This is a genomic window from Caballeronia sp. NCF2 (assembly GCF_023631205.1).
Taxonomy (GTDB): Bacteria; Pseudomonadota; Gammaproteobacteria; order Burkholderiales; family Burkholderiaceae; genus Caballeronia; species Caballeronia zhejiangensis.
Genome location: NZ_JALQDN010000006.1, coordinates 238,029 through 259,095, shown reverse-complemented (window position 1 = coordinate 259,095; position 21,067 = coordinate 238,029). Strand labels below are relative to the sequence as shown.

Genomic DNA, 21,067 nt, shown 5'->3' with positions numbered 1-21,067 from the left:
TAGAGGAGCAACCGATGGCATCGAACGTGTACGACAAGCTGAAGGAACTCGGCATCGACCTGCCCGTCGCGGGCGCGCCCGCCGCCGCTTACGTGATGAGCGCGCAGAGCGGCAACACGGTGTATCTCTCCGGACACATCGCGAAGAAGGACGGCAAGGTCCACGTCGGCAAGCTCGGCGACAACATCACGACGGAAGAAGGCAAGGCGGCGGCGCGCAGCGTCGCCATCGACCTGATCGCGACGCTGCACGCGCACGTCGGCGATCTGAACAAGGTCAAGCGCATCGTCAAGGTGATGAGCCTCGTCAACTCGACCTTCGATTTCACCGAGCAGCACATCGTCACGAACGGCGCGTCCGAGCTGATCGCGGAAATCTTCGGCGATGCCGGCAAGCACGCGCGCTCGGCGTTCGGCGTCGCGCAGATTCCGCTCGGCGCGTGCGTCGAGATCGAGCTGATCGCGGAAGTCGCGTAAGGCGCGCTTTCGCTTCTGCATGGAGGCGAACCAAACGCCTGCTCCAATGACAACGCCCCGTCTCCGGACCGCGAGAACGGGGCGTGCGTCACGTCACTTCATGTGAGTCTTACTTTGCCGGACGGCCGAAGCTCTGGAACTCGAGGTCCAGCCCCATCGGGCGCACCACGGCGACGCGGAAGGTCAGCGAATCGTATGCCGCGGCGGAGACGCCCTTCAGATCGGTGATAGTCGATCGCCAGCGAGATCGCGTACTTCGCATTGTCGACCGTCGAAGGTGAAACGCCGACGAAGCGGCTTGCCGCCGCATTGGTCGCTCGCGCCCGGCGCCAGACCGCAACGTGAAGCGCGGACCGCGGCCTTTCACAGACCGCGCCGGAGTGTATTGGGGGCAGAATGGCCCTTCCATCGAACTCATTCCAAAACCATGTCCTCACGCACCGTCCAGTTCAAGCAGGTTGATGTCTTCACAGCCGTTCCATTCAAGGGCAATCCGCTCGCGGTGATCTTCGACGCGGAAGGCCTCACGGCCGAGCGCATGCAGGAAATCGCCCGCTGGACGAATTTGTCGGAGACGGCGTTTCTCCTGCCGCCGACCGATCCGCGCGCCGACTACCGCGTACGCATCTTCACGACGGCAGTCGAACTGCCGTTCGCCGGACATCCGACGCTCGGCAGCGCTCACGCGCTCATCGATGCCGGTTACACGCCGAAGACGCCCGGCCGGCTCGTGCAGGAATGCGGCGTCGGACTCGTGGAGCTCGCGCAACGCGGCGATGCCAATGGCGATGCCGATGGCGGCGAGTGGGCGTTCGTCGCGCCGCCCGCCACCATCGCGCCGCTTTCAGATGCGCAGTGCGAGCGCCTCGCCGCCGCACTCGCACCCGCCGTAATCGATTTCAGTTCGCCGCCCGCCGCCTTGGACAACGGCGTGCCGTGGCTCGTCGTGCGCGTGAAGGACGCGGCGCAGTGTTTCGCGACGTCGCTGCAAGGCGCGGCGCGCGAATCGCTCGCGGCGCTCGTCGCCGAGGTCGGCACACACGGCATCGCCATGTATGGGCCGCACGAAGCCGGCGGACCCGCGACGTTCGAATTGCGCGTGATTCTGCTCGGCGCGGAGAACATCGAAGATCCGGTGACGGGCAGCGCGAACGCGGCGCTCGCGACGCTGCTGCGCGCGCGGGACCAGCGGCCCGGCCAGCGCTTCACGGTGAGACAAGGCACGGCGCTCGGCCGCGATGGCCGCGTCAGCATCGAATTTGACGATGGGGCGGACGGCGCACCGATCTGGATCGGCGGCGCCTCGGTAACTGTGATCGACGGCACATTCCGCATCTGAAACAATGACCTACGCGCTGCCCGACGCCGCGCGTATACCCCCAAGCGCGGCCCCTTTCTTAATCCCGGCGGCTTCGTTAATATCTGAACAATCGGGGATCGGAACGCAATGGCGGTTCACATCGGCGGGCGACAGGCGTCGTGAGGGTGAGCCGCTCGCGCCGCAGCGCAAACGTATGCACTCGACGACACCGGATGCTCGCCGTCTCGCTCATGCCGGGCTTCGGGCGCTGCAGCGGCAAACGGCTCGCCGAACGGCCGTCGCGCGCGGACCTGAGGTGGATCGAGATGTGGATCGGGTCTCGGAGAAAATATCCGCCGATCATCCGCTGTGCGCCGCGCGCGGTATATTCACTCGTTTCGGTCGAACGCCTCAGAACATGCATCGCTTCATCCACCTCGCGCAGTCCGCAGCACGCAAGGCGCCACGCGACAGAGCGCCGACGGACACCCCATGAAGCGCACGCGCTCCCACGCCTTTTCCGACACCGTCCTCGGCGCGCCGTCGGCGCGGCGTCGGCGCGCGCTTCTCGCGATTCCCGTGCTCGGCACCTTCGTGCTCGTGCTGCTGTGGGCGGTGATCTTCGCCCGGCTGTCGGTCGAGCGCGAAGCGACCACGCATGAGTCGATGTCGTCCGCCGCCATTCTTTCGTCGGCGCTCGAACAGCACACCATCAAGGCGATTCACCAGGTCGACCAGATCACGCGCTTCGTCAAATACGAGTACGAGAAGTCGCCCGACAACTTCGATCTGATCGCCACCGTCGAAAAAGGCGTCGTGCAAAGCGACACGCTCGTGCAGGTTTCGCTGATCGACGAATACGGGACGCTGATCGCCAATACATCCGATCCGCATCCGAAACCGATCGATCTCTCCGACCGCGAACACTTCAAGGTCCACGCGCATTCGAACGACGATCTGCTCTACATCAGCCGCCCGGTGCGCGGGCGGGTATCCGGGCTCTGGACGCTGCAGATCACGCGGCGGCTCAATCATCCGGACGGCTCGTTCGCGGGCGTCGTGGTCGTGTCGGAAGACCCGGCGTATTTCACGAACGACTTCTACAACGTCGCGTCGATCGGGCACGAAGGCGTGATCGCGGTCGTGTCGGACAACGGCTCCGTGCTCGCGCGCAGCACGGGCGGCAGCCTGGCCGAGAGCGCCGCCGCGAATGCCGCCGCGAGCGCCCCGGCGAAAGGCAGCGCGCGCAGCGGCCCGGCCGATCGCTCGCACGCCGCGTTCAGCGCGACCGGCGTGTATCCGACGACCGATCACGCGTCGGGCATCTACGTCGATCCGATCGATCACGTGAAGCGCATCGTGTCGTACCGGCATATCGACGGCTATCCGCTCGGCGTGCTCGTCGGCCTGTCCGAGCGCGAGGAGATGGTCGACTACAACCACACGCGCAATGTCTATCTGCTGATGGCGAGCTTCATTTCGCTCGCGATGCTCGGCTTCTTCGCGGTCGCCACGGGCCTCATCGGCAAGCTGCTCGGGCGCGAGCGCGAGATGACGCATCTCGTCGAATACGACCTGCTCACCGGCCTGCGCAACCGGTATTCGACGCTGCGCGCGCTCAGGCTCGACGTGGCGCAGCCGGAAAACATCGGGCGCCTGGCGCTGCTCTTCATCGATCTCGACAACTTCAAGACCGTCAACGACACGCTCGGCCACAACGCCGGCGACATCGTCCTGCAGATGACCGCGTCGCGGCTCGCCGAAACGGTCGGGCAAAGCGGCACGCTGTCGCGCATCGGCGGCGACGAGTTCGTGGTCGTCGTGAAGGGCGACGACGTCGAGCAACGCGCCGTCACGCTCGCCGACGACATCTCGACGATGTTCGCCACGCCCTTCGACGTGCGCGGCAGCGCGTTCGTGCTGCATGCGAGCATCGGCATCGCGCTCTTTTCCGTGTCGAACGAGAGCGAAATCGATCTGCTGAAGAAGGCCGATCTCGCGATGTACAGCGCGAAGGACGCGGGCCGGAACTGCTATCAGTTCTATTCGCCGCAGTTGTCGCATCGCGCGGACCATTTGATGAAGTGGGAGCAGCAACTGCGCGTCGCGTTGACGGAGCAGCAGCTTTTCCTCGTCTATCAGCCGAAGATCGATCTGACGCGCCGCTGCATCACCGGTTTCGAGGCGCTCGTGCGCTGGAATCATCCGCAGCACGGGCTCATTCCGGCGAACGAGTTCATTCCGGTGGCGGAATCGACAGGACTGATCGTCGCGGTCGGCGATTTCGTGATTCACACCGCGTGCATGGAGCTCGCGCAATGGCAGCGCGACGGGTATACGGGACTGTCGCTCGCCGTGAACATTTCGGCCGTGCAGTTCTGGCGCGGCGATTTGCTGGAGACGGTCGCGCGCGCGATCGAGGCGAGCGGCATTCCGCCCGACAAGCTGGAGCTCGAAATCACCGAGACCGTGATGGTCGAGTATCCGGAGCTCGTGCAGGAGAAGATCGTCGCGCTGAAGCGGCTGGGCGTGCGTATCGCGCTCGACGACTTCGGCACGGGATATTCGTCGCTGTCGTATCTGAACCGCTTTTCGGTCGATACGCTGAAGGTGGATCGCTCGTTCATCCAGGCGATTCCGGAAGATCGCAGCGTCTGCGTGATGGTGTCGGCGATCGTCAATCTGGCGCGCTCGCTCGGGTTGACGGTGATTGTCGAAGGCACGGAGCGCGAGGAGCAGATTGCGTGGCTCGCCGCGCTCGGGCCGGTGGAAGCGCAAGGCTTCCTGTTCTCTCGCCCGGTGCCGGCGGATGGCGTGCAGGCGCTGCTCGACCGTTTCGGCGTATGCGGATGGCCGCGCGGACACGCCCCGCGATCGCGCAAGGACGCCGGCCACGAATCGAGCACCGCGCTCAGCGACGAGCGCGGCGTTTAAGCGACGGGTCGAATCAGAAGCCGCGCGAAAGAACCGCCGTGCCGATCGTCACGACGCCCAGCACGAGATTGATCACGACGAGCCTTCTCACGGTGCCGACCGCCCTCGCGCCATCGGGCCAGTTCTGCGCCTGCACCGCGCGGCGGATGCGCGGAAAAACGGCGAAGCGGATGTGACCGAAGATCAGCATCATCACGATGCCGAGACCGGCCATCGCGTGCAGCGGCCACGCCGCATGACCGCCGCCGAATTGCATGAGCAGGAAACCGCCGGTGAGCAGGATGACGATCACCGAGGCGCCCACCCAGTTGAAGAAGCGCGCGAATACCGACTCCCAAAGCGGAAGACGCAGTTGCGGCGTGAGATCTCCGAGCGCGGGACGCAGGCAGAAATGCGCGAAGATCATTCCGCCTATCCAAACGGCGACGCCGAGCAAATGCAGAAAGAGCGCCGCTTCGATGGCTTTGTTCATTGTGAATTCCGGGGCTGATTTGAGTTGTTGAGTACGTGCAGGCACAAGGCATAGGAATACGCGCGGAGTGTGGAGTTCCCCGCCCGGCCGATTTTGTTCGACGATGACAGCGTGGCACGCGAAAGAACCGGATTATTCGTGACCCTAAGGATCGCGCGAATGGGATATGTTTTGCCGATGCCCCATGCCAGTCCGAGGCTTGCCTTAGTGACGGATATCGGCCGCCGGGCAGCTTTCCCGCCCCGGCTTCGCCGAGCGCCGCGGTGGACCGACGACGATCTGCACATTGCGACCAAGGCGCGCGAGCAGTTCGAGCATCTTCGCCTCGCCGAGCCCGCGAAACTGGCCACGCATCAGCTGCGAGAGCTTGGGCTGACTGATGCCAAGAAGCGTTGAAATGATTAATGTCTGAATCTCGCGAACGACAGACGATAAAAAGCCCGCACTGAGCGGGCTTCATGCCGTCATGGAGCGCGCGCGGCGCCCCACTGAAACATCACCCCTCGAACACCGGCCGCAGCTCCGTCACCTTCAACGACGAATCCGGCGCCCTTCCCTTTCTCGATCGCTTGCCGAGATGCAGTTGCAACTGCGATCCGCTGAGCTTCTCGTCCCTCGCCTTCCCGCCGCGCCCGGTGCCGATCATCATCACGCCGCGCGCATCGATGGCGAGCGCCTGGCGCAGCGTTTCCTTCGGATCGAGGCCCATCAGAATGACGCCGCGCCCCCCGCCCGACAACGTCTTCATCTCGTCCATGCCGAAGACGAGCAGTTTGCCCGCGCTCGACAAGCACGCGACATAGATCGCGCCCGGAATGACGGGCATCGGCGCGAGCGGTGCCGCGCCTTCATCGATCGTCATGAACGCCTTGCCGGCCTTCTGGCGGCTCACCATGTCGCCGAGCTTCGCGATGAAGCCGAAGCCGTTGCTCGATGCCAGCAGCAGTTGTTGTTCAGCATTCGCCGCGAAGTAATGCAGCAGATGCGTGCCCGATTCGAGCTCGATCAGCGACGTCACCGGCACGCCATCGCCGCGTCCGCCCGGCAACGCCGAAACCGGCACCGAATACACGCGACCCTTGCTGCCCCACGCGACGAGCGAATCCGGCGTGCGCGCCTGGAACGCGGCGTACAGCCCGTCGCCCTGCTTGAACGTGAAGCCCGCCGGATCGAGCCCGTGGCCCTTCAGCGCGCGCACCCAGCCCTTCTGCGACACGACCACCGTCACCGGTTCGTCGACGACACGCGCCTCGAACGTCGCGCGCTTCTCCTGCTGAATCAGCGTGCGGCGATCGTCGCCGTACTGCTTCGCGTCCGCTTCGATTTCCTTGATCAGCACGCGCTTCATCGCGGCGTCGCTGTTGAGCAGTTCTTCGAGCTTCGTCTTTTCGTCGCGCAAGTCGGACAACTCTTGTTCGATCTTGATCGCCTCCAGCCGCGCCAACTGACGCAGGCGGATTTCGAGAATGTCTTCGGCCTGCCGGTCGGAGAGATTGAAGCGCGCGATCAGCGCCTGCTTCGGTTCCTCCGATTCGCGGATGATGCGGATGACTTCATCGATATTCAGGAAGACGATCATTCGTCCTTCGAGAATATGGATGCGGTCGTTGACCTTGCCCAAACGATGCTGCGTGCGCCGCGTCACCGTGACGAAGCGAAAGCCGATCCACTCGTGCAGGATCTCGACGATGCCCTTCTGACGCGGCCGGCCATCCGAGCCGATCATCACGAGGTTGATCGACGCGTTCGATTCGAGGCTCGTGTACGCGAGCAGCGTGTTGACGAACTCGGTCTGATCGATACGGCTCGACTTCGGCTCGAACACGAGCCGCACGGGCGCGTCCTTGCCCGACTCGTCGCGCACGGCGTCGAGCAGCGCGAGCATCGACTGCTTGGTCTGCACCTGCTCGGGCGTGAGCGTCTTCTTGCCGAGCTTGATCTTCGGATTCGTGAGTTCCTCGATTTCCTCGAGCACTTTCTGGCTCGACACGCCCGGCGGCAATTCCGTGATGACGACCTGCCACTGGCCGCGCGCGAGATCCTCGATCTTCCAGCGCGCACGCACCTTCAGGCTGCCGCGTCCGGTTTCGTAGGCCGTCGAGATTTCCGTCGGCGATGAAATGATTTGCCCGCCGCCGGGGAAATCCGGTCCGGGCAGTTTCTCCATCAAGCCCGCGTGGCCGATCTTCGGATCGCGGATCATCGCGACAGCGGCTTGCGCGACTTCGCGCAGATTGTGCGACGGAATTTCCGTCGCCAGCCCGACCGCGATGCCCGATGCGCCGTTCAGCAACAGGAACGGCAAGCGCGCGGGCAATAGCTTCGGCTCTTCGAACGAGCCGTCGTAGTTCGGCATGAAATCGACCGTGCCCTGATCGATTTCATCGAGCAGCAAACGCGCGATCGGCGTCAGACGCGCTTCGGTGTATCGCATGGCCGCTGCGCCGTCGCCGTCGCGCGAGCCGAAATTGCCCTGGCCGTCGATGAGCGGATAGCGCATCGAAAAGTCCTGCGCGAGACGCACGAGCGCGTCGTACGCCGATTGATCGCCGTGCGGGTGATATTTACCCAGCACGTCGCCGACCACGCGCGCCGACTTCACCGGCTTGGCGTTGGCCGCGAGGCCCATCTCGCTCATCGCGTAGAGAATGCGGCGCTGCACGGGCTTCTGTCCATCGCACACGTCGGGCAGCGCGCGGCCCTTCACCACGCTCACCGCGTAGTCGAGATAAGCACGTTCGGCGTAATCGCCGAGCGTCAGTTGTTCGCCGTCCGGTGCAGTCTGTTCGGCGAAGAGATCGTCTGTGATTCCCATCGAATGTCCGTGTTAATGCGTTCGCGTCAGATGTCCGCTTCGACTTCGTTGCCCTTTTCTTCGAGCCAGCTTCGGCGCGAGGCCGCTTCGCCCTTGCCCATCAGCATCGTCATGCGCGAAACGGTGAGATCGAAGCCGAGATCGCCGAGCGCGACCGGCAGAAGACGGCGCGTGTCCGGGTTCATCGTCGTGTCCCAGAGCTGTTCGGCGCTCATTTCGCCGAGGCCCTTGAAGCGGCTGATGGTCCACGCCGTTTCGCGCACGCCGTCCTTGCGCAGCTTGTCGAGGATCGCTTCGAGTTCGCCTTCGTCGAGCGCGTAGAGCTTCTGCGCGGGCTTCTTGCCGCGCGCGGGCGCATCGACTCGGAACAACGGCGGACGCGCGACGCACACATGGCCGCGCTCGATCAGTTGCGGGAAATGCTTGAAGAAGAGCGTGAGCAGCAGAACCTGAATGTGCGCGCCGTCGACGTCCGCATCGGAGAGAATGCAGATCTTGCCGTAGCGCAGATTCGACAGATCGATCTGATCGTCGGGACCGTGCGGATCGACGCCGATCGCCACCGCGATGTCATGCACTTCGTTGTTCGCGAAGAGCCGGTCGCGTTCCGTTTCCCACGTATTCAGCACCTTGCCGCGCAACGGGAGAATCGCCTGGAACTCCTTGTCGCGGCCCATTTTCGCGGAGCCGCCCGCCGAATCGCCCTCGACGAGAAAGAGTTCGTTGCGGGAGATATCCGTCGATTCGCAATCGGTGAGCTTGCCCGGCAACACGGCGACGCCCGAACTCTTCTTCTTCTCGATCTTCTGGCCCGCGCGCGTGCGCGCCTGCGCCTGGCGAATCACGAGCTCCGCGAGCTTCTTGCCGTATTCGACGTGCTGATTCAGCCACAACTCCAGCGCCGGCCGCGAGAACGACGACACGAGCTTCACGGCATCGCGGCTATTGAGGCGTTCCTTGATCTGCCCCTGGAACTGCGGATCGAGCACCTTCGCCGACAGCACGAACGACACGCGCGCGAACACGTCTTCCGCGAGCAGCTTGACGCCCTTCGGCTGGAGATTGTGAATCTCGACGAAGTTCTTCACCGCCTGAAAGAGACCGTCGCGCAAACCGGATTCATGCGTGCCGCCCGCGGGCGTCGGAATGAGGTTGACATACGATTCGCGCAGCAGCGGGCCTTCCTCGGTCCACGCGACGACCCACGACGCGCCCTCGCCTTCCGCGAACGTTTCCTCGGTGTTCTTCGAGCTTTCCGCGTAGCGTTCGCCTTCGAACAACGGAATCAGCAGTTCGCTGCCGCCCATGCCTTCGAGCAGATAACCGCGTAGACCGTCTTCGTATTTCCACGTCTGACGCTCGCCCGTTTTCTCGATGACGAGCACCACTTCGACACCCGGCAACAGCACGGCTTTCGAACGCAGGAGGCGCTGCAATTCGCCGAGCGGCAGATTCGGCGAGTCGAAATACTTCGGATTCGGCCATGCACGCACGCGCGTGCCGCTCTTCTTCGCGCCGCGTTCGGCCGGGCGCGTCGTCAGCTCTTCGATGACGTCGCCATTGGAAAACGCAAGCTGCGCGACCTTGTTGTCGCGCCAGACGGTGACTTCGAGACGGGTTGCGAGCGCGTTCGTCACCGAGACGCCGACGCCGTGCAGACCGCCCGAGAACGTATAGGCGCCGCCCGCGGCCTTATCGAACTTGCCGCCCGCATGCAGCCGCGTATAGACGATCTCGACGACCGGCACGCCTTCTTCCGGATGCAGCCCGAAAGGAATGCCGCGGCCGTCGTCCTCGACGGTCACGGAGTTGTCCTGATGCACGGTGACGGTGATTTGCTTGCCGAAGCCGCCGAGCGCTTCGTCGGAGGCGTTGTCGATCACCTCCTGAATGATGTGCAGCGGATTCTCGGTCCGCGTGTACATGCCGGGCCGCTGCTTGACCGGCTCCAGGCCCTTGAGCACCTTGATCGATGCTTCGCTGTAGCCGGCTGCCTTGGCGTTCATGACCTGGCGCTTGCCTCGTTCAGTGCCTGTCGCCATTGCGCTGGATTTTTTCGTGGACATAGTTGAACGTTGATCCGGCTCTCGAACGCCTGACGGAATGTCACGACATGACGCCCGATCTGCCGGCAAATGCTTGATGTTGTGCCTGGCCGGATGCGTTGAAAGCGAGGCAAAAAAACGCCCGCCGATCCGAGCCGCGCTAGGAGAATAGCGGTTTTCGCCCGCCGCGCCCACCTCGGCGCGATAAAACGCGCTTCGTTCGCGTACATGCGTTCAGCACACGCACAGCGGGCGCGAGCCGCTATTTGCGCTTCGCTTCGAGCTCTTCCCAGCGCTCGAGGGCGACGAGCAACTCCTCTTCGATCGCCGCGTGTCGCTCGGAAAGACGCGCGCCTTCCTTCGCGTCCTTCGCGAAGATCGAGCCGTCTTCGAGTTGCGCGCCGATAACCTTCTGCTCGTCTTCGAGTTCGGCGATGCGCCCCGGCAGCGCTTCGAGTTCGCGCTGTTCCTTGAACGACAGCTTCACCGTGCGCTGCGCATTGCGGCCGGCGGCGCTGTCTTTCGGCGCATCGTCTTTCGGCGTGTCCTTCGCGGTCTGACGCGCCGCTTCTTCAGCAATGCGCTCCGAACGTTCGCGCTGAACCTGCCAGTCGGAGAAACCGCCGACATATTCGCGCCACTTGCCGCCGCCTTCCGCGGCGAACACCGACGTCACGACGTTGTCGAGGAACGCGCGGTCGTGGCTCACGAGCAACACGGTGCCGTCGTAATCCGCCAGCAGTTCTTCGAGCAGTTCGAGCGTCGGGATGTCGAGATCGTTGGTCGGCTCGTCGAGCACCAGCACGTTCGCCGGCCGCGCGAAAAGGCGCGCGAGCAGCAGGCGATTGCGCTCGCCGCCGGACAGCGACTGCACCGGCGAGCGCGCGCGTTCGGGCGCGAACAGGAAGTCGCCGAGATAGCTCATGACATGCTTCTTCACGCCGTTCACTTCGACCCATTCGCTGCCGGGACTGATGGTGTCGGCAAGCGATTTGTCGAGATCGAGTTGCGCGCGCATCTGATCGAAATACGCGACCTGAATGTTGGTGCCGGTCCGCACGCGGCCTTCGTCGGGCTGCAGTTCGCCGAGGATGAGCTTGAGCAGCGTGGTCTTGCCCGCGCCGTTCGGGCCGACGAGACCGATCTTGTCGCCGCGCATGACAGTTGCCGTGAACCGGTCGACGATCGTGCGTTCGCCGTAGCGCTTGGTCACATCGGTCAGTTCGGCGACGATCTTGCCGGACTTCTCGCCCTGCCCGACATCGAGCCTGACATTGCCCTGCACGTTGCGGCGCTCGGCGCGTTCCTTGCGCATTTCGACGAGCCGCGCGATGCGTCCGACGCTGCGCGTGCGCCGCGCCTCGACGCCTTTGCGGATCCACACTTCTTCCTGCGCGAGCAGCTTGTCGAACTTCGCCTGTTCGATCTGCTCGACTTCGAGCTGTTGCGCCTTCCTCGTCTGATACGCGCTGAAATTGCCGGGATACGACAGCAACCGACCGCGATCCAGTTCGACGATGCGCGTCGCCACGCGATCCAGAAACGCGCGATCGTGCGTGATGAAGAGCAGGCCCGTGCGCAACGTGACGAGCAGATCCTCCAGCCAGTGGATGCCGTCGAAGTCGAGGTGGTTGGTCGGCTCGTCGAGCAGCAGCACGTCGGGCTGAACGACGAGCGCGCGCGCCAGCGCCACGCGCTTTTTCATGCCGCCGGACAGATCGCCTGCGCGGGCATCGCCATCGAGACCGATCTGCGCGAGTGTCGTCGCGACGCGCGTGCGCCAGTTCCACGCGTCGCGGGTATCGAGCGCCGACTGCAGCGCGTTCATGCGCGCGAGCAGCTCGTCGTGCTTCGCGCCTTCGGGCGTATCGGCGAGCGCGTGCGCGACGGCGTCGTACTCGTCGAGCAACGCGCGCGCTTCGGTGAGGCCGGACGCGACGACATCGAACACGGATGCGTCGAGATCGAACTCGGGCTCCTGCGGCACGTAGACGGTCGTGAGCTCGCTCTGACGCGTGACGAGCCCGTCGTCGGGCGCGGCGAGCCCCGCGACGATCTTGAGAAGCGACGACTTGCCCGCGCCGTTGCGGCCGATCAGCCCGACACGCTCGCCCGCTTCGAGCGAGAAGTCGGCGTGGTCGAGCAATGCGACGTGGCCGAACGCGAGCTGCGCGTCCGAGATGGAATAAAGCGACATGGGAAAACCGGATGAATGGCGAAGAATCGGCGCCGAACACGCGAGCAACCGATGGAAGCGGCCATTGTACCGGGCGCGGCGCGCGATCACGCACGCTGCATCCGCCATTGGCCGAACGGACGAGGCGCGCGGCGCCAGCAAGCGCGAAAGGCCGCCCGGATGCGCTCCGTGGCCGCCTTTCCTCGCGTCGTGCCGAAACAACTTACTGCACGTGCACCTTGATCGTCTGGCTCATTTCGGGGCCGTACGAGCGGTGCGCGCCGTCGCCGAACTGCATTGTCAGCGTGTGATCGCCGGGCGGCAGCTTCACGTCGGCTTCGGTCTGGCCCTTGCCGAAGTGCAGCGACGTGTCGTTCGCCGGGATCACGGTGCCTTTGGGCAGCGGCTTGCTATCGATCAGCAGGTGGTGATGGCCGGTTCCATCGGTCATCGTGCCCGCCGGAGCGACCGACATGCCGTCGACGCCGAATCTGACGTGCACGGGGCTCGTGACGGTCGCGCCATCCTTCGGTTCGACGAAATAGACGCGCGCCTGCGCATGCGCCGCGCCGGCGTACTGGGTGAGCAGGACCGCGCCCGTCAGCATCGCGCCCAAGAGCTTTTTCTTCATCGTTTTCTCCACGTTGTGAAACCGGTCGATGGCGCGAGTCGGCGCCGGAGCCTCGAAAAGCATACACCGGGCTTTCGGCACGCCGGAATCGGGACCATCCTGCCTACGGCGATCGGGGAACGATCGCGCCGATTACGGTAAGATGCCGGCTCGCTGCGCCGCGCATCGTCTTCGAACGCACGCGGTCCGTTTATTTCTTTCGAATCAAGAGTCTGTCGTGAGCGAAGTCATCGAATTCAAAAGCTGGGTCTGCCTGATTTGCGGCTGGATCTACAACGAGGAAGAAGGTCTGCCGGACGATGGCATCGCTGCCGGAACCCGTTTCGACGACATCCCCGCCGACTGGCGCTGCCCGCTGTGCGACGTGGGCAAGGCCGATTTCGTCGTCGTCGAGTTTTGATGCTGGCGCCGCGCCTAATTGGCGGCGCGGCGCAGGCCCTGTCAATCGCAAAGTTTTAGCATCGCGACAAGGTGGCGGGTGCGCCATCTGGTTGTGACCAATCTACTTTGCAGATATGACGCTACGGTGCGCGCGGCATGAAGCAGTCGGTCATGGCGCAATTCTAGCGCCGCCAGCCTGCTACTCAACATCACCGCATCGCTTTCTGCTTGCTCGCGCAACGCGACTTCCGTTGCTTTCTGCGCGTTGATGTTTGCAAATTCCTCCCTTAAACGCTCGTGTTCTTGCTTTTCATTTTCCCGCGCTTCCTTCGACTCCGCCAACTCCAGCCGTAACACTTCGGCTTCTGCCGACAGCCGATCAAGCGCAACGTTGCGGTCATTCAGCGCGAGTTCCTCGGCAGCGCTTCGGCCATCCGGTCTTTCCGAACTTGCGTTGTGCTCGATGCCGCAGGTTTCCAGCACCCGAATTCTGGCGTCTCGCTCCGCGATCCACTGATCACGCTCTTTTATCCAGCCGTCCCTATCGCTTATCCAGCGATCACGGTCGAGAATGAACGTTTGCAGTTGTGAGATACGGGTATTTTGCTCAGCGCACTGACGTCTCAGATTGAAGAGCTCATCAAGGAGTTTATTTGGAGCATCAACCTCCAGCGTTCGGCCGCTAGTTTCCGGAACTGGCTTTTTGTCCACGAGCCGTTCACCGCGCCGTTGATTCTGAAACGAAACGAAGTGCTTTTCTGCGATGTCCGCAACTGAAGGGTTCGATAACCGCCATAAGTAGTATTCAGACGAAAACAACAGCGAATACGGTATCAAATAATTCAGGAAGAACCATATCCGAAATAACCGTGACGACTCGCCGGACTCGTCGAAAAAAGTCTGAATAGGGGTGCTACCGAAGAATCGAACCTTTTTGCGCCACAGTACCGCCTCGATCCCGAGGCTCGAATTGATGGTCCATAATTCCTGAATCGCGCCAAGGAATTTCAATGGCGAGCTTCCCAGGTCAACCTTGCCGGGATAAAGCGCCTTTCCGTTCGGATGATATCGGACAAGCGGAGTGTGTTCGGAGGTTGATCTTGACGCGAATTCGAGCAGCGAGAGATTGTTCCATCCTTTGCTGAAGGCGAGCGCGTTAGAGTCCGTTTCCACCTGCAGCGCGACGCCGATCGTATGCGAGCCTTCCGAAGAACGATACATCTCGCGCGCTGCATCCGAGATCAGTACCGATTCGAGAGTCTCGGAAATCGCGGCGTCACCTCGATCGCCGACCCAATCGCGAAATGCGGCTTTCTCGCGCTGCCACCGGATGCCGACTTCAGTATCTCCGTTGACTCCGCTCGTGTCCCAGTAGGCGCATTGTGCGTAATACGGTTTTCGCAGTGGTCCGATCTCATTGAAAACAAGCGCGCAACCGGACTCTTGGGCCGCGCGTCGCATTGACGGACAATTGAGCCATGTGACCGCGACAACTTCTTGATGCAGCGCTTTCAAGCGCGAAAAGGCGTCTGCGAAATATCGATGCAATTCCGAAGAGTCTCGTGTCACGTAAGAGATGAACCGGTCAAGCGGTGCTTTGTCAAGTGACCAGTCCGTCAAACCGTCTTCATAGCAAACCAGCCGGACCCTTTCAGAATCCAAATTCCCCACGTTATACTCGTGAAACTGCTTTGACCAGTCCGACAGTTCCCAACGAGAAAGGTCGGATTCGATATTCAAGTAGTACCGCGGTAAAAGAATGGTCGACTGCTTTGCTCTGAACGCGTGAAGCCATTTCAGGATTACCCAATAGTAATGAGCAGTTCCTTCCACCGGAGCGACGAGTGGAACGAACAGGACGAAATGCGTCATACGATTTGCCGGTCTGATGCTTCGTTATTTTCGATGGGACGTGAACGAAGCGTGCAATGCGTCCTCGCGTCGTGCGCGAGCCATTTGCGGCGCTTCTTCCTCTCAGCAATCCAGCTACTTGTTTTAAGTTAGCGCATTCAATACATCAAAACCAGCCTTCCAGAAAGAGCGAGCTCTGCTGAGCGCGATTTCCTCGTTGCTCGGCCGGCCATTTTTGACGTCAAGCCGTTCGGCGAGGCTCGTTCGTGCGCTGGTGTCGCCTGCAGAATCCGAGTGCGTGAGCGCGCCGAATAACGCCGCCTCGCTCTTGCTCGGACGCTCGACCAGTCGGCTGAACGGCTGCGCCCATGCCGGCGAGATGAATTTCTCGTAGCCGAAAGCCAGGATCGTCGGCAAGACCGTATGCACATATTCGAGCGCGCCAGCTTGAACCTCCGCCGCAAGCTTTTGCACGGCGATGTCTTCGTTGTTCTCCTCGAGTATGGGAACGATCTCCTCTCCTTCACGACGGTATCCCAATGTCGTGCCGTGCGGTGCTACCGTCGCAAACTCCAGAATTTCGACGCCCCCCGCTTGCAAAAGCTCCGTTTCGTGACGGGGATCGCTGTTCTGAACCATGAAACCGAAGTAGGCGTCACTCGGTAGCTGATTGATTCTCACCGATTCGAAAGTCCCGAAATAATAGCCAAACGTACGGAAGTCGCTTCGAGACGTCTGGAGGATACGTGAGAGGCCCCCTTGCATGTTTCCTCCCCAGCCAATGTCAGACACGGCGATTCTCTTGCATCCGATAACTGTCTTCGACAAGTACGCAGATACCAGCGCACGCTGCTCGGCTGCGACGTCCATGAGTTGCGAAAGAAGAATACTGATCAGCCGGTGCATTCGCATGTCGCCGCCTACTACTCGCTCGTCTTCGCTTGCGAAGCCGACCGCCTTTATCGCGGCACGATTACGCGAAACGTCGAGCCCCAGACGTTTGAAATGCTGCTTGACCGTTCTCTCCGTTTTTCCACCGAAAAGATGCCACACACGATCGGGCGGAAAATCGACGAAGCTCGGCAGGAGCGTGGCGGCGCGCGAAATGTAAACGTACTCGCTCGGAATTTTGACACCCATTTGCTCCGCGTACTGCTCATACAGCTTATGGAACAGGTAACTGTCACGCGCGAAGAACAGAACCTTGTCAACGTTGTCCAGCTTCAACTGATGCATCATCCAGATGAAGTAGCCGAGGAACAACGGTCCAAACACCTGTGCGCCGATGTCGAACCATGGCTCCGCCACCTCGCGCTTTCTCTGCATAAGTACTGCCCGCGTCCCGCCGGCGATGAGACTGGCGGTGTGCGGCATGTCCACTGACGACACTATCGGATTCCGTAAGAAATCGGACTCGATGCGGGCGAGATAATCGAAATGCACGCCCTTCACGCCAGCGCGCTTCGCCATTTCTACATCCGCGTGGAGGTTGTCACCGAAGTGCAGCATGCCCCGCGTCGTGCCGCCTGCCCTTTTTGCAGCGATCGCGAAAAGAGAGCCTTCGTGCTTGCTGGCTCCCTCCTCGCAGGACACCACCAGTTCTATCTTTCCGTATCCGCATGCCTGAATGAGTTCGAGAATGACCGTCGACGGGAGATACATGTCGGAGCAAAGCACCACGGGCTTGCCAATGGCTTGCGCGTATTGCACTAGCTCCCGCATGACTGGGTTGCAATAGACGATTGCCCGCTCCACCTGGAGTTCTACCACCTTGAACCGGTCAACCAGGCGATCCGCTCCCAGTTGCGATGCCAACTCTTCATAGATCTCGTCGTAAGTCACTTCGTAGGAGTTGCGGAGCCTGTAGTACTTCTCGCGCGTCTGAATTTCTGCGAGAAGTCGATTCGCCGGAAACGAGTCGACCATCCCGTAATCCAATTCAGTGTACTCATCGTGCCGCAATTGAGCCGCCACCAAGTCGAAAACGTCAGCAGGTCTTGCAACCAGACGATGAATGAGCGTATCGAACACGTCGAACGACACGATTCCTGCTTCGTCGATCAGACGTTTTGCGTCCTCAAAACTGCAATTCTTGTTTATGCGCCACATATCTATCGCTGCAGGAGTAACCAGGTTTTTGTTCGGTCCACGGCTTGCCGCAAGCCGACCGAATTCGCCGTCCGCAAGAACTGAAGCAAGTAATGAAGTGCGCGGCCAGAGCGCAGCCACAAATAGCCGAGCTTGAACACGTTTCGCACTGGACGACGTGAGACTCTGCCGGACACGTTCGACAGCTCCGCCCCCAAGGCCCCTATGTCGCCGTGTAATCGTTCGAGCATCGCTCGGGACGAGTTGCTGCTTTGCGTCGCGTACCACGACAAGTGCTCAAGAACCGGTCGAATGCTGTTCAGAAACCCAAGGCCGACTGTTCCCGATGAAATGTCGGCTCTAAGCCAGGCATTTCCCAAAATCGTTGCTTCTGCGACGGTCCCGGCAAATGCACGAGCGGCGGCCGAACGGTTTGCATAGGGGCCGCGTACCGAGCTTCGGACGTGAGAAAACACTAGCACCTGCGGAATAACATAGATATCTCTTGCCATGAGCAGACGAAGGTGAAAATCCCAGTCTGACATTCCGCCGAATAGCGAATTGAAGCGAATTTTGGCAACCGCACTTTTCTTTACGAGTAGCTGAATGTTCTTGAACTGATTTTCGACCACCATCGCATTAAGCGAAATAAATCCCGCGCTCATATGCGGCCGCATCAGCTCCGTGCTTTTGACACGCACCACGTTACCGTCGATTTCCTCATCGACGCGTTTTCCCAAAGCTATCACGGCCACCGTTGCCGGATATATTTCCGATAATGTTTCTAATTGCCTAACGCAGATTCCCAGAAAATCCGGGGCCCAGCTATCGTCATCGTCGTGAAATGCGATATGCTCTGCGCCGCTCAGACGCTCCAGCGCCGCGTTCGTTGCATCTTCCGCGCTGAGCTCCTTGTCCAGATGCACTATCTCGATAGCTAGACCGTCGGTGGCTCCCAAGCTTTCCAACACGCGTTGAACGACTCGCGGATCACCGGTATTAGCAATGACGACGTGCCATTTTTTCCACGATTGCCGCATGACGCTTTTCAGCGCTCTACGCAGAAGGACTGGCCGGTCCTTCGTACGCATCACAATCCCGATCATGACGATTCCTTGACCGCTGACTTGTAGAGGTTTCGCGACATCGAGAAATCCGATGCCGAGATGGGACGGGTTGAATTCATAAAGTGCGAACCATTTGCTTTTATGCGCCTTAAGGCCCGAACCAGCCGGATGTCTAACTGGGTCTCAAATTGACGATCCGAGCCATGCGCGATAATTGCCGAAAATCAACGGACGCTTGCCCTTCAGCCGACCTTCGGAATTAACCTTCGCATCTTCCGCTAAGGCCTGAACACTATAAGTGTAATCGCCGATGCTCACAGGTCGATCATGATGCGCTGAATACAACGATGATTTAGGAAATTTCGGCGTTTATTCTGTGATAAATTGTTTTCCGATGTACAGGTTTAGATGCGCAACTGCTATTTGTATAAAGCCTATTATCAGGATAATATCGCGAATTAGATTGCAAACGTTCGAGGTTTTCGGCGCGTCAACTTATCGATCCCGGCGAAAGGCATAGGGTTCGCGCATGACACCGCGCGCGCCGAGGTTCAAACAATGCGAAGAACATTGATCCCCTGGACAGAATGCCAACGCGTTAAGTCAGGGGATTGAACTTGATCCAGTCAGCGCGCCACCGCGATCAACTCGCGGCTCACTTCATCAACCGGCGCGCGGTTCCAGTCTCCGAACCAGTCGATTTTTGCGAAACCCGCATCGGTCAGCAAGCGCGCAAGTTCGTCACGCGTGCGAAAGCGCAGCTCGCTCACGGCGCTCAGCGTTTCCTCCGGCGCATCGGGCGTCGGCATGAAGCGGTAATGCGTCGTGAACGCGACGCGTCCCGTCGAAAGCGGATCGGGCTCGGCGTGCCGCTCCTGCCACACTTCCACCGCGCGTCCATCGGGCGCGCTCACGCATCTCGACGAACGCTCGCGCGTCCAGTTGTCCCACGCGCGCGCCGCCGGATGGCGGCTCTCGAACGCGATCGCGCCGCCCGGCCGGATCGCCCGGCGCGCGGCTTTGAGCGTCGCGAGAAACGCGTCATCGTCGAGAAAGACTTGCGCGACGTGGCCCGTCATCACGAGCAGATCGGCCGCGCCGACGAACGGCAGCGCGCTCGCGTCGCCTTCGATCCACGTCACCTCGTCGCCGTCGGGACGCGAGCGCGCGACGTGCAGCATCTGCGGCGACGGATCGATGCCCGTCACGCGATGGCCGCGCTTGGCCAGCTCGCAAGCCAGCAACCCCGTGCCGCAACCCAGATCGACGACGTGCCGCGCCGATTGCGCCAGCGCGAGATAAAACGCCGTGTCGGCGGCGAACGGATTGAGGACGTCGTAGAGCGCGACGAGGCGCGGATCGTCGTAGAGCATCAGCGGGATTCGTAGGAGAGCGCGTCGCGCATCGGCTGGCTGCCGACCATGATCGGCCCGGTGAACGGCGTATCGAGATCGAGGATCACGAGCACCGCCGACGCGATCGACAGCGCGCCGAGCATGATCGTCACGAGCGAGAGCGCGTTGCGCGGCGCGATCAGCCCGAAGCACAGAAAGATGATGAGCAGCCAGCCGACGAGAATCCGGTCGAACGGATACGAAATCGATCCGTGCGCCTCCTCGATCAGCTTCCAGCGCAGCGCGATCAGCTGCTCGAAGCGCGCGGCGGCTTCGACCGCGAGCTGGCGATGATAGTCATCGCGCGGAACCAGCAAGCGCACTTCGCGCTGCGCCTCGCTCAGCATGGCGCCGAGCGTGCTGCTCGCGAGACTGTCGTTCTTGTTCGGTGCCTCGACCGCCGGATATTCGCCGGGCGGCCGCGGCTCGCTCGGCCACGTGCTCGCCACCGCCGCCGCCGTGTATTTGCGCAGGAGTTGCCGCGCGTGACCGAGTTCGGCGCCGTAGTCGCGCATCGTGCGATCGAGTTCGATGATCGAGGACGCGTAGCTGCGCATGTCGTTGTTGGTCGTGTCGAAAACCGTTTTCGCCGATGCGGTCAGAAGGCCGAGCACGAGCGCCGCGAACGTGACCAGCATGCCGACGAGCAACTGGACCAGTTGCACCGTCTCCTGCGCCTTGTGTTCCTCGGGCAGAAGCGGCCGCACGATCGCGCCGATGCCCGTGCTGGCCAGAAGGAGAACGAAGACGAGCACCGCGGATTGAATTTCCGTCATGAGCGCGCGAGCCGTGATGGCGTGACCGGAGTGGACGCATTATCGACGGGAAAGCGCGCGCGGTCCAATGCGGACCGGATACGGCGAAGAAAAAGAAGGGGGGAAAAACGGCGTGCGGGAATCGTGGTCCCCCCGGCAGGAATCGAACCTGCATCTAGCGCTTAGGAGGCACTCGTTCTATCCATTGAACTACGGGGAGCGGACCGCGCAGGGCCGACAGCGTCGGCGAAGCGAGCGCAGAGTATAGCAAACGCTTTCGTTCGCCGCGTATCCGAAAAATCGGCGAAAACCAGGGTTTGCACCTATCAAGTTCCGCCTGATCGCGCCGCCATCGGAGTAATGGACCCATTTCCCGATACAAAGCCGCAGGGCGCGTTTTCGGCGTTGCTGGCAGACCAAGACCTGACGCACCTCGAACTGGTGCTGCGTCGTTCATTGTCGTGCGATCTCGGCGGCCCGCTGCTGCCGCCTTCGTACTGGCGCGAGCGGCTCGCATCGATCACGCGTCGGTCACATCTCTCTCATACGCAGATCCAGACCGTGCATCGGCTGTTTCTGCACATCGACGCGTTCGAGGCCGCCGTCCGCGCCCGCGAAGAAGAACTCAGGCGCGAGCGCGAACTCGCCGCGGGCAGCGGAAAAACCGCAAGCGCCTGAGCGT

Annotated in this window: 16 protein-coding genes and 1 tRNA gene; 5 read left to right on the top strand and 12 right to left on the bottom strand. The window is 61.7% G+C overall.

The window, feature by feature from the left end; translation table 11 throughout:
- The first annotated feature begins 14 nt into the window (after nt 1–14).
- The 3 genes from NCS02_RS04670 (at nt 15) to NCS02_RS04660 (ending at nt 4,710) form a co-directional block, all read left to right on the top strand.
- Entirely contained in the window at nt 15–476 is a 462-nt protein-coding gene (locus NCS02_RS04670) for a RidA family protein (RefSeq protein ID WP_008350722.1), read from the top strand.
- 427 nt (nt 477–903) lie between these two features.
- Entirely contained in the window at nt 904–1,815 is a 912-nt protein-coding gene (locus NCS02_RS04665) for a PhzF family phenazine biosynthesis protein (RefSeq protein ID WP_244807833.1), read from the top strand.
- A 453-nt stretch (nt 1,816–2,268) separates the two neighbouring features.
- A complete protein-coding gene (locus NCS02_RS04660; protein ID WP_034471280.1) occupies nt 2,269–4,710 on the top strand; it encodes a bifunctional diguanylate cyclase/phosphodiesterase in 2,442 nt (813 codons plus the stop codon).
- A gap of 13 nt (nt 4,711–4,723) precedes the next feature.
- Here the strand turns inward: NCS02_RS04660 and NCS02_RS04655 are convergent, their stop codons facing one another.
- The 6 genes from NCS02_RS04655 to NCS02_RS04635 all read right to left on the bottom strand — a co-directional run bounded on the left by NCS02_RS04655 (nt 4,724) and on the right by NCS02_RS04635 (nt 12,849).
- The gene (locus NCS02_RS04655) at nt 4,724–5,182 is read right to left on the bottom strand and encodes a CopD family protein (RefSeq protein ID WP_008350729.1); all 459 of its coding nucleotides are present in this window, start codon (nt 5,180–5,182) and stop codon (nt 4,724–4,726) included.
- Between the two features lie 204 nt (nt 5,183–5,386).
- Nucleotides 5,387–5,563: an XRE family transcriptional regulator gene (locus tag NCS02_RS36265; protein WP_235366286.1), complete on the bottom strand. Its 177-nt coding sequence runs from the start codon at nt 5,561–5,563 to the stop codon at nt 5,387–5,389.
- A 115-nt stretch (nt 5,564–5,678) separates the two neighbouring features.
- Nucleotides 5,679–7,997: a DNA topoisomerase IV subunit A gene (parC, locus tag NCS02_RS04650; protein ID WP_034471282.1), complete on the bottom strand. Its 2,319-nt coding sequence runs from the start codon at nt 7,995–7,997 to the stop codon at nt 5,679–5,681.
- A 26-nt stretch (nt 7,998–8,023) separates the two neighbouring features.
- Nucleotides 8,024–10,003, bottom strand: coding sequence for a DNA topoisomerase IV subunit B (locus NCS02_RS04645; protein ID WP_008350734.1), 1,980 nt, complete (start codon nt 10,001–10,003; stop codon nt 8,024–8,026).
- Between the two features lie 301 nt (nt 10,004–10,304).
- Nucleotides 10,305–12,239: an ATP-binding cassette domain-containing protein gene (locus NCS02_RS04640; protein WP_244807832.1), complete on the bottom strand. Its 1,935-nt coding sequence runs from the start codon at nt 12,237–12,239 to the stop codon at nt 10,305–10,307.
- Nucleotides 12,240–12,441: 202 nt separating this feature from the next.
- Nucleotides 12,442–12,849, bottom strand: a complete 408-nt coding sequence (locus tag NCS02_RS04635; protein ID WP_033536673.1) for a DUF4399 domain-containing protein — start codon at nt 12,847–12,849, stop codon at nt 12,442–12,444.
- A 217-nt stretch (nt 12,850–13,066) separates the two neighbouring features.
- Here NCS02_RS04635 and NCS02_RS04630 point away from each other — a divergent pair, with 217 nt between their 5' ends.
- Nucleotides 13,067–13,249, top strand: a complete 183-nt coding sequence (locus NCS02_RS04630) for a rubredoxin (RefSeq protein WP_008350739.1) — start codon at nt 13,067–13,069, stop codon at nt 13,247–13,249.
- Between the two features lie 41 nt (nt 13,250–13,290).
- Here the strand turns inward: NCS02_RS04630 and NCS02_RS04625 are convergent, their stop codons facing one another.
- The 6 genes from NCS02_RS04625 to NCS02_RS04600 form a co-directional block, all read right to left on the bottom strand.
- Nucleotides 13,291–15,102: a GT99 family glycosyltransferase N-terminal domain-containing protein gene (locus NCS02_RS04625; protein ID WP_250519339.1), complete on the bottom strand. Its 1,812-nt coding sequence runs from the start codon at nt 15,100–15,102 to the stop codon at nt 13,291–13,293.
- 123 nt (nt 15,103–15,225) lie between these two features.
- Nucleotides 15,226–17,190: an HAD family hydrolase gene (locus NCS02_RS04620; RefSeq protein WP_008350742.1), complete on the bottom strand. Its 1,965-nt coding sequence runs from the start codon at nt 17,188–17,190 to the stop codon at nt 15,226–15,228.
- Nucleotides 17,191–17,192: 2 nt separating this feature from the next.
- Nucleotides 17,193–18,275, bottom strand: a complete 1,083-nt coding sequence (locus tag NCS02_RS04615) for a glycosyltransferase family 2 protein (protein ID WP_250522899.1) — start codon at nt 18,273–18,275, stop codon at nt 17,193–17,195.
- A 587-nt stretch (nt 18,276–18,862) separates the two neighbouring features.
- The gene (locus tag NCS02_RS04610) at nt 18,863–19,609 is read right to left on the bottom strand and encodes a class I SAM-dependent methyltransferase (RefSeq protein ID WP_244807828.1); all 747 of its coding nucleotides are present in this window, start codon (nt 19,607–19,609) and stop codon (nt 18,863–18,865) included.
- On the bottom strand, nt 19,609–20,406 hold the full coding sequence (locus tag NCS02_RS04605) for a bestrophin-like domain (protein WP_008350748.1): 798 nt from the start codon (nt 20,404–20,406) through the stop codon (nt 19,609–19,611). The genes NCS02_RS04610 and NCS02_RS04605 overlap by 1 nt, the downstream gene beginning before the upstream one ends.
- Nucleotides 20,407–20,530: 124 nt before the next feature.
- Nucleotides 20,531–20,605 (bottom strand) — tRNA-Arg (locus NCS02_RS04600).
- Between the two features lie 140 nt (nt 20,606–20,745).
- Between NCS02_RS04600 and NCS02_RS04595 the strand changes: the two genes are divergently transcribed.
- Entirely contained in the window at nt 20,746–21,063 is a 318-nt protein-coding gene (locus NCS02_RS04595; RefSeq protein WP_244807827.1) for a hypothetical protein, read from the top strand.
- Nucleotides 21,064–21,067: the final 4 nt, after the last annotated feature.

Excerpts from the sequence above, each read along its gene's own strand:
- NCS02_RS04670 (WP_008350722.1), top strand. The coding sequence starts at position 15 with ATGGCATCGAACGTGTACGACAAGCTGAAGGAACTCGGCATCGACCTG.
- NCS02_RS04665 (WP_244807833.1), top strand. The coding sequence starts at position 904 with ATGTCCTCACGCACCGTCCAGTTCAAGCAGGTTGATGTCTTCACAGCC.
- NCS02_RS04660 (WP_034471280.1), top strand. The coding sequence starts at position 2,269 with ATGAAGCGCACGCGCTCCCACGCCTTTTCCGACACCGTCCTCGGCGCG.
- NCS02_RS04655 (WP_008350729.1), bottom strand. The coding sequence starts at position 5,182 with ATGAACAAAGCCATCGAAGCGGCGCTCTTTCTGCATTTGCTCGGCGTC.
- parC (WP_034471282.1), bottom strand. The coding sequence starts at position 7,997 with ATGGGAATCACAGACGATCTCTTCGCCGAACAGACTGCACCGGACGGC.
- NCS02_RS04645 (WP_008350734.1), bottom strand. The coding sequence starts at position 10,003 with ATGAACGCCAAGGCAGCCGGCTACAGCGAAGCATCGATCAAGGTGCTC.
- NCS02_RS04640 (WP_244807832.1), bottom strand. The coding sequence starts at position 12,239 with ATGTCGCTTTATTCCATCTCGGACGCGCAGCTCGCGTTCGGCCACGTC.
- NCS02_RS04635 (WP_033536673.1), bottom strand. The coding sequence starts at position 12,849 with ATGAAGAAAAAGCTCTTGGGCGCGATGCTGACGGGCGCGGTCCTGCTC.
- NCS02_RS04625 (WP_250519339.1), bottom strand. The coding sequence starts at position 15,102 with ATGACGCATTTCGTCCTGTTCGTTCCACTCGTCGCTCCGGTGGAAGGA.
- NCS02_RS04620 (WP_008350742.1), bottom strand. The coding sequence starts at position 17,190 with ATGTGGCGCATAAACAAGAATTGCAGTTTTGAGGACGCAAAACGTCTG.
- NCS02_RS04615 (WP_250522899.1), bottom strand. The coding sequence starts at position 18,275 with ATGATCGGGATTGTGATGCGTACGAAGGACCGGCCAGTCCTTCTGCGT.
- NCS02_RS04610 (WP_244807828.1), bottom strand. The coding sequence starts at position 19,609 with ATGCTCTACGACGATCCGCGCCTCGTCGCGCTCTACGACGTCCTCAAT.
- NCS02_RS04605 (WP_008350748.1), bottom strand. The coding sequence starts at position 20,406 with ATGACGGAAATTCAATCCGCGGTGCTCGTCTTCGTTCTCCTTCTGGCC.
- NCS02_RS04595 (WP_244807827.1), top strand. The coding sequence starts at position 20,746 with ATGGACCCATTTCCCGATACAAAGCCGCAGGGCGCGTTTTCGGCGTTG.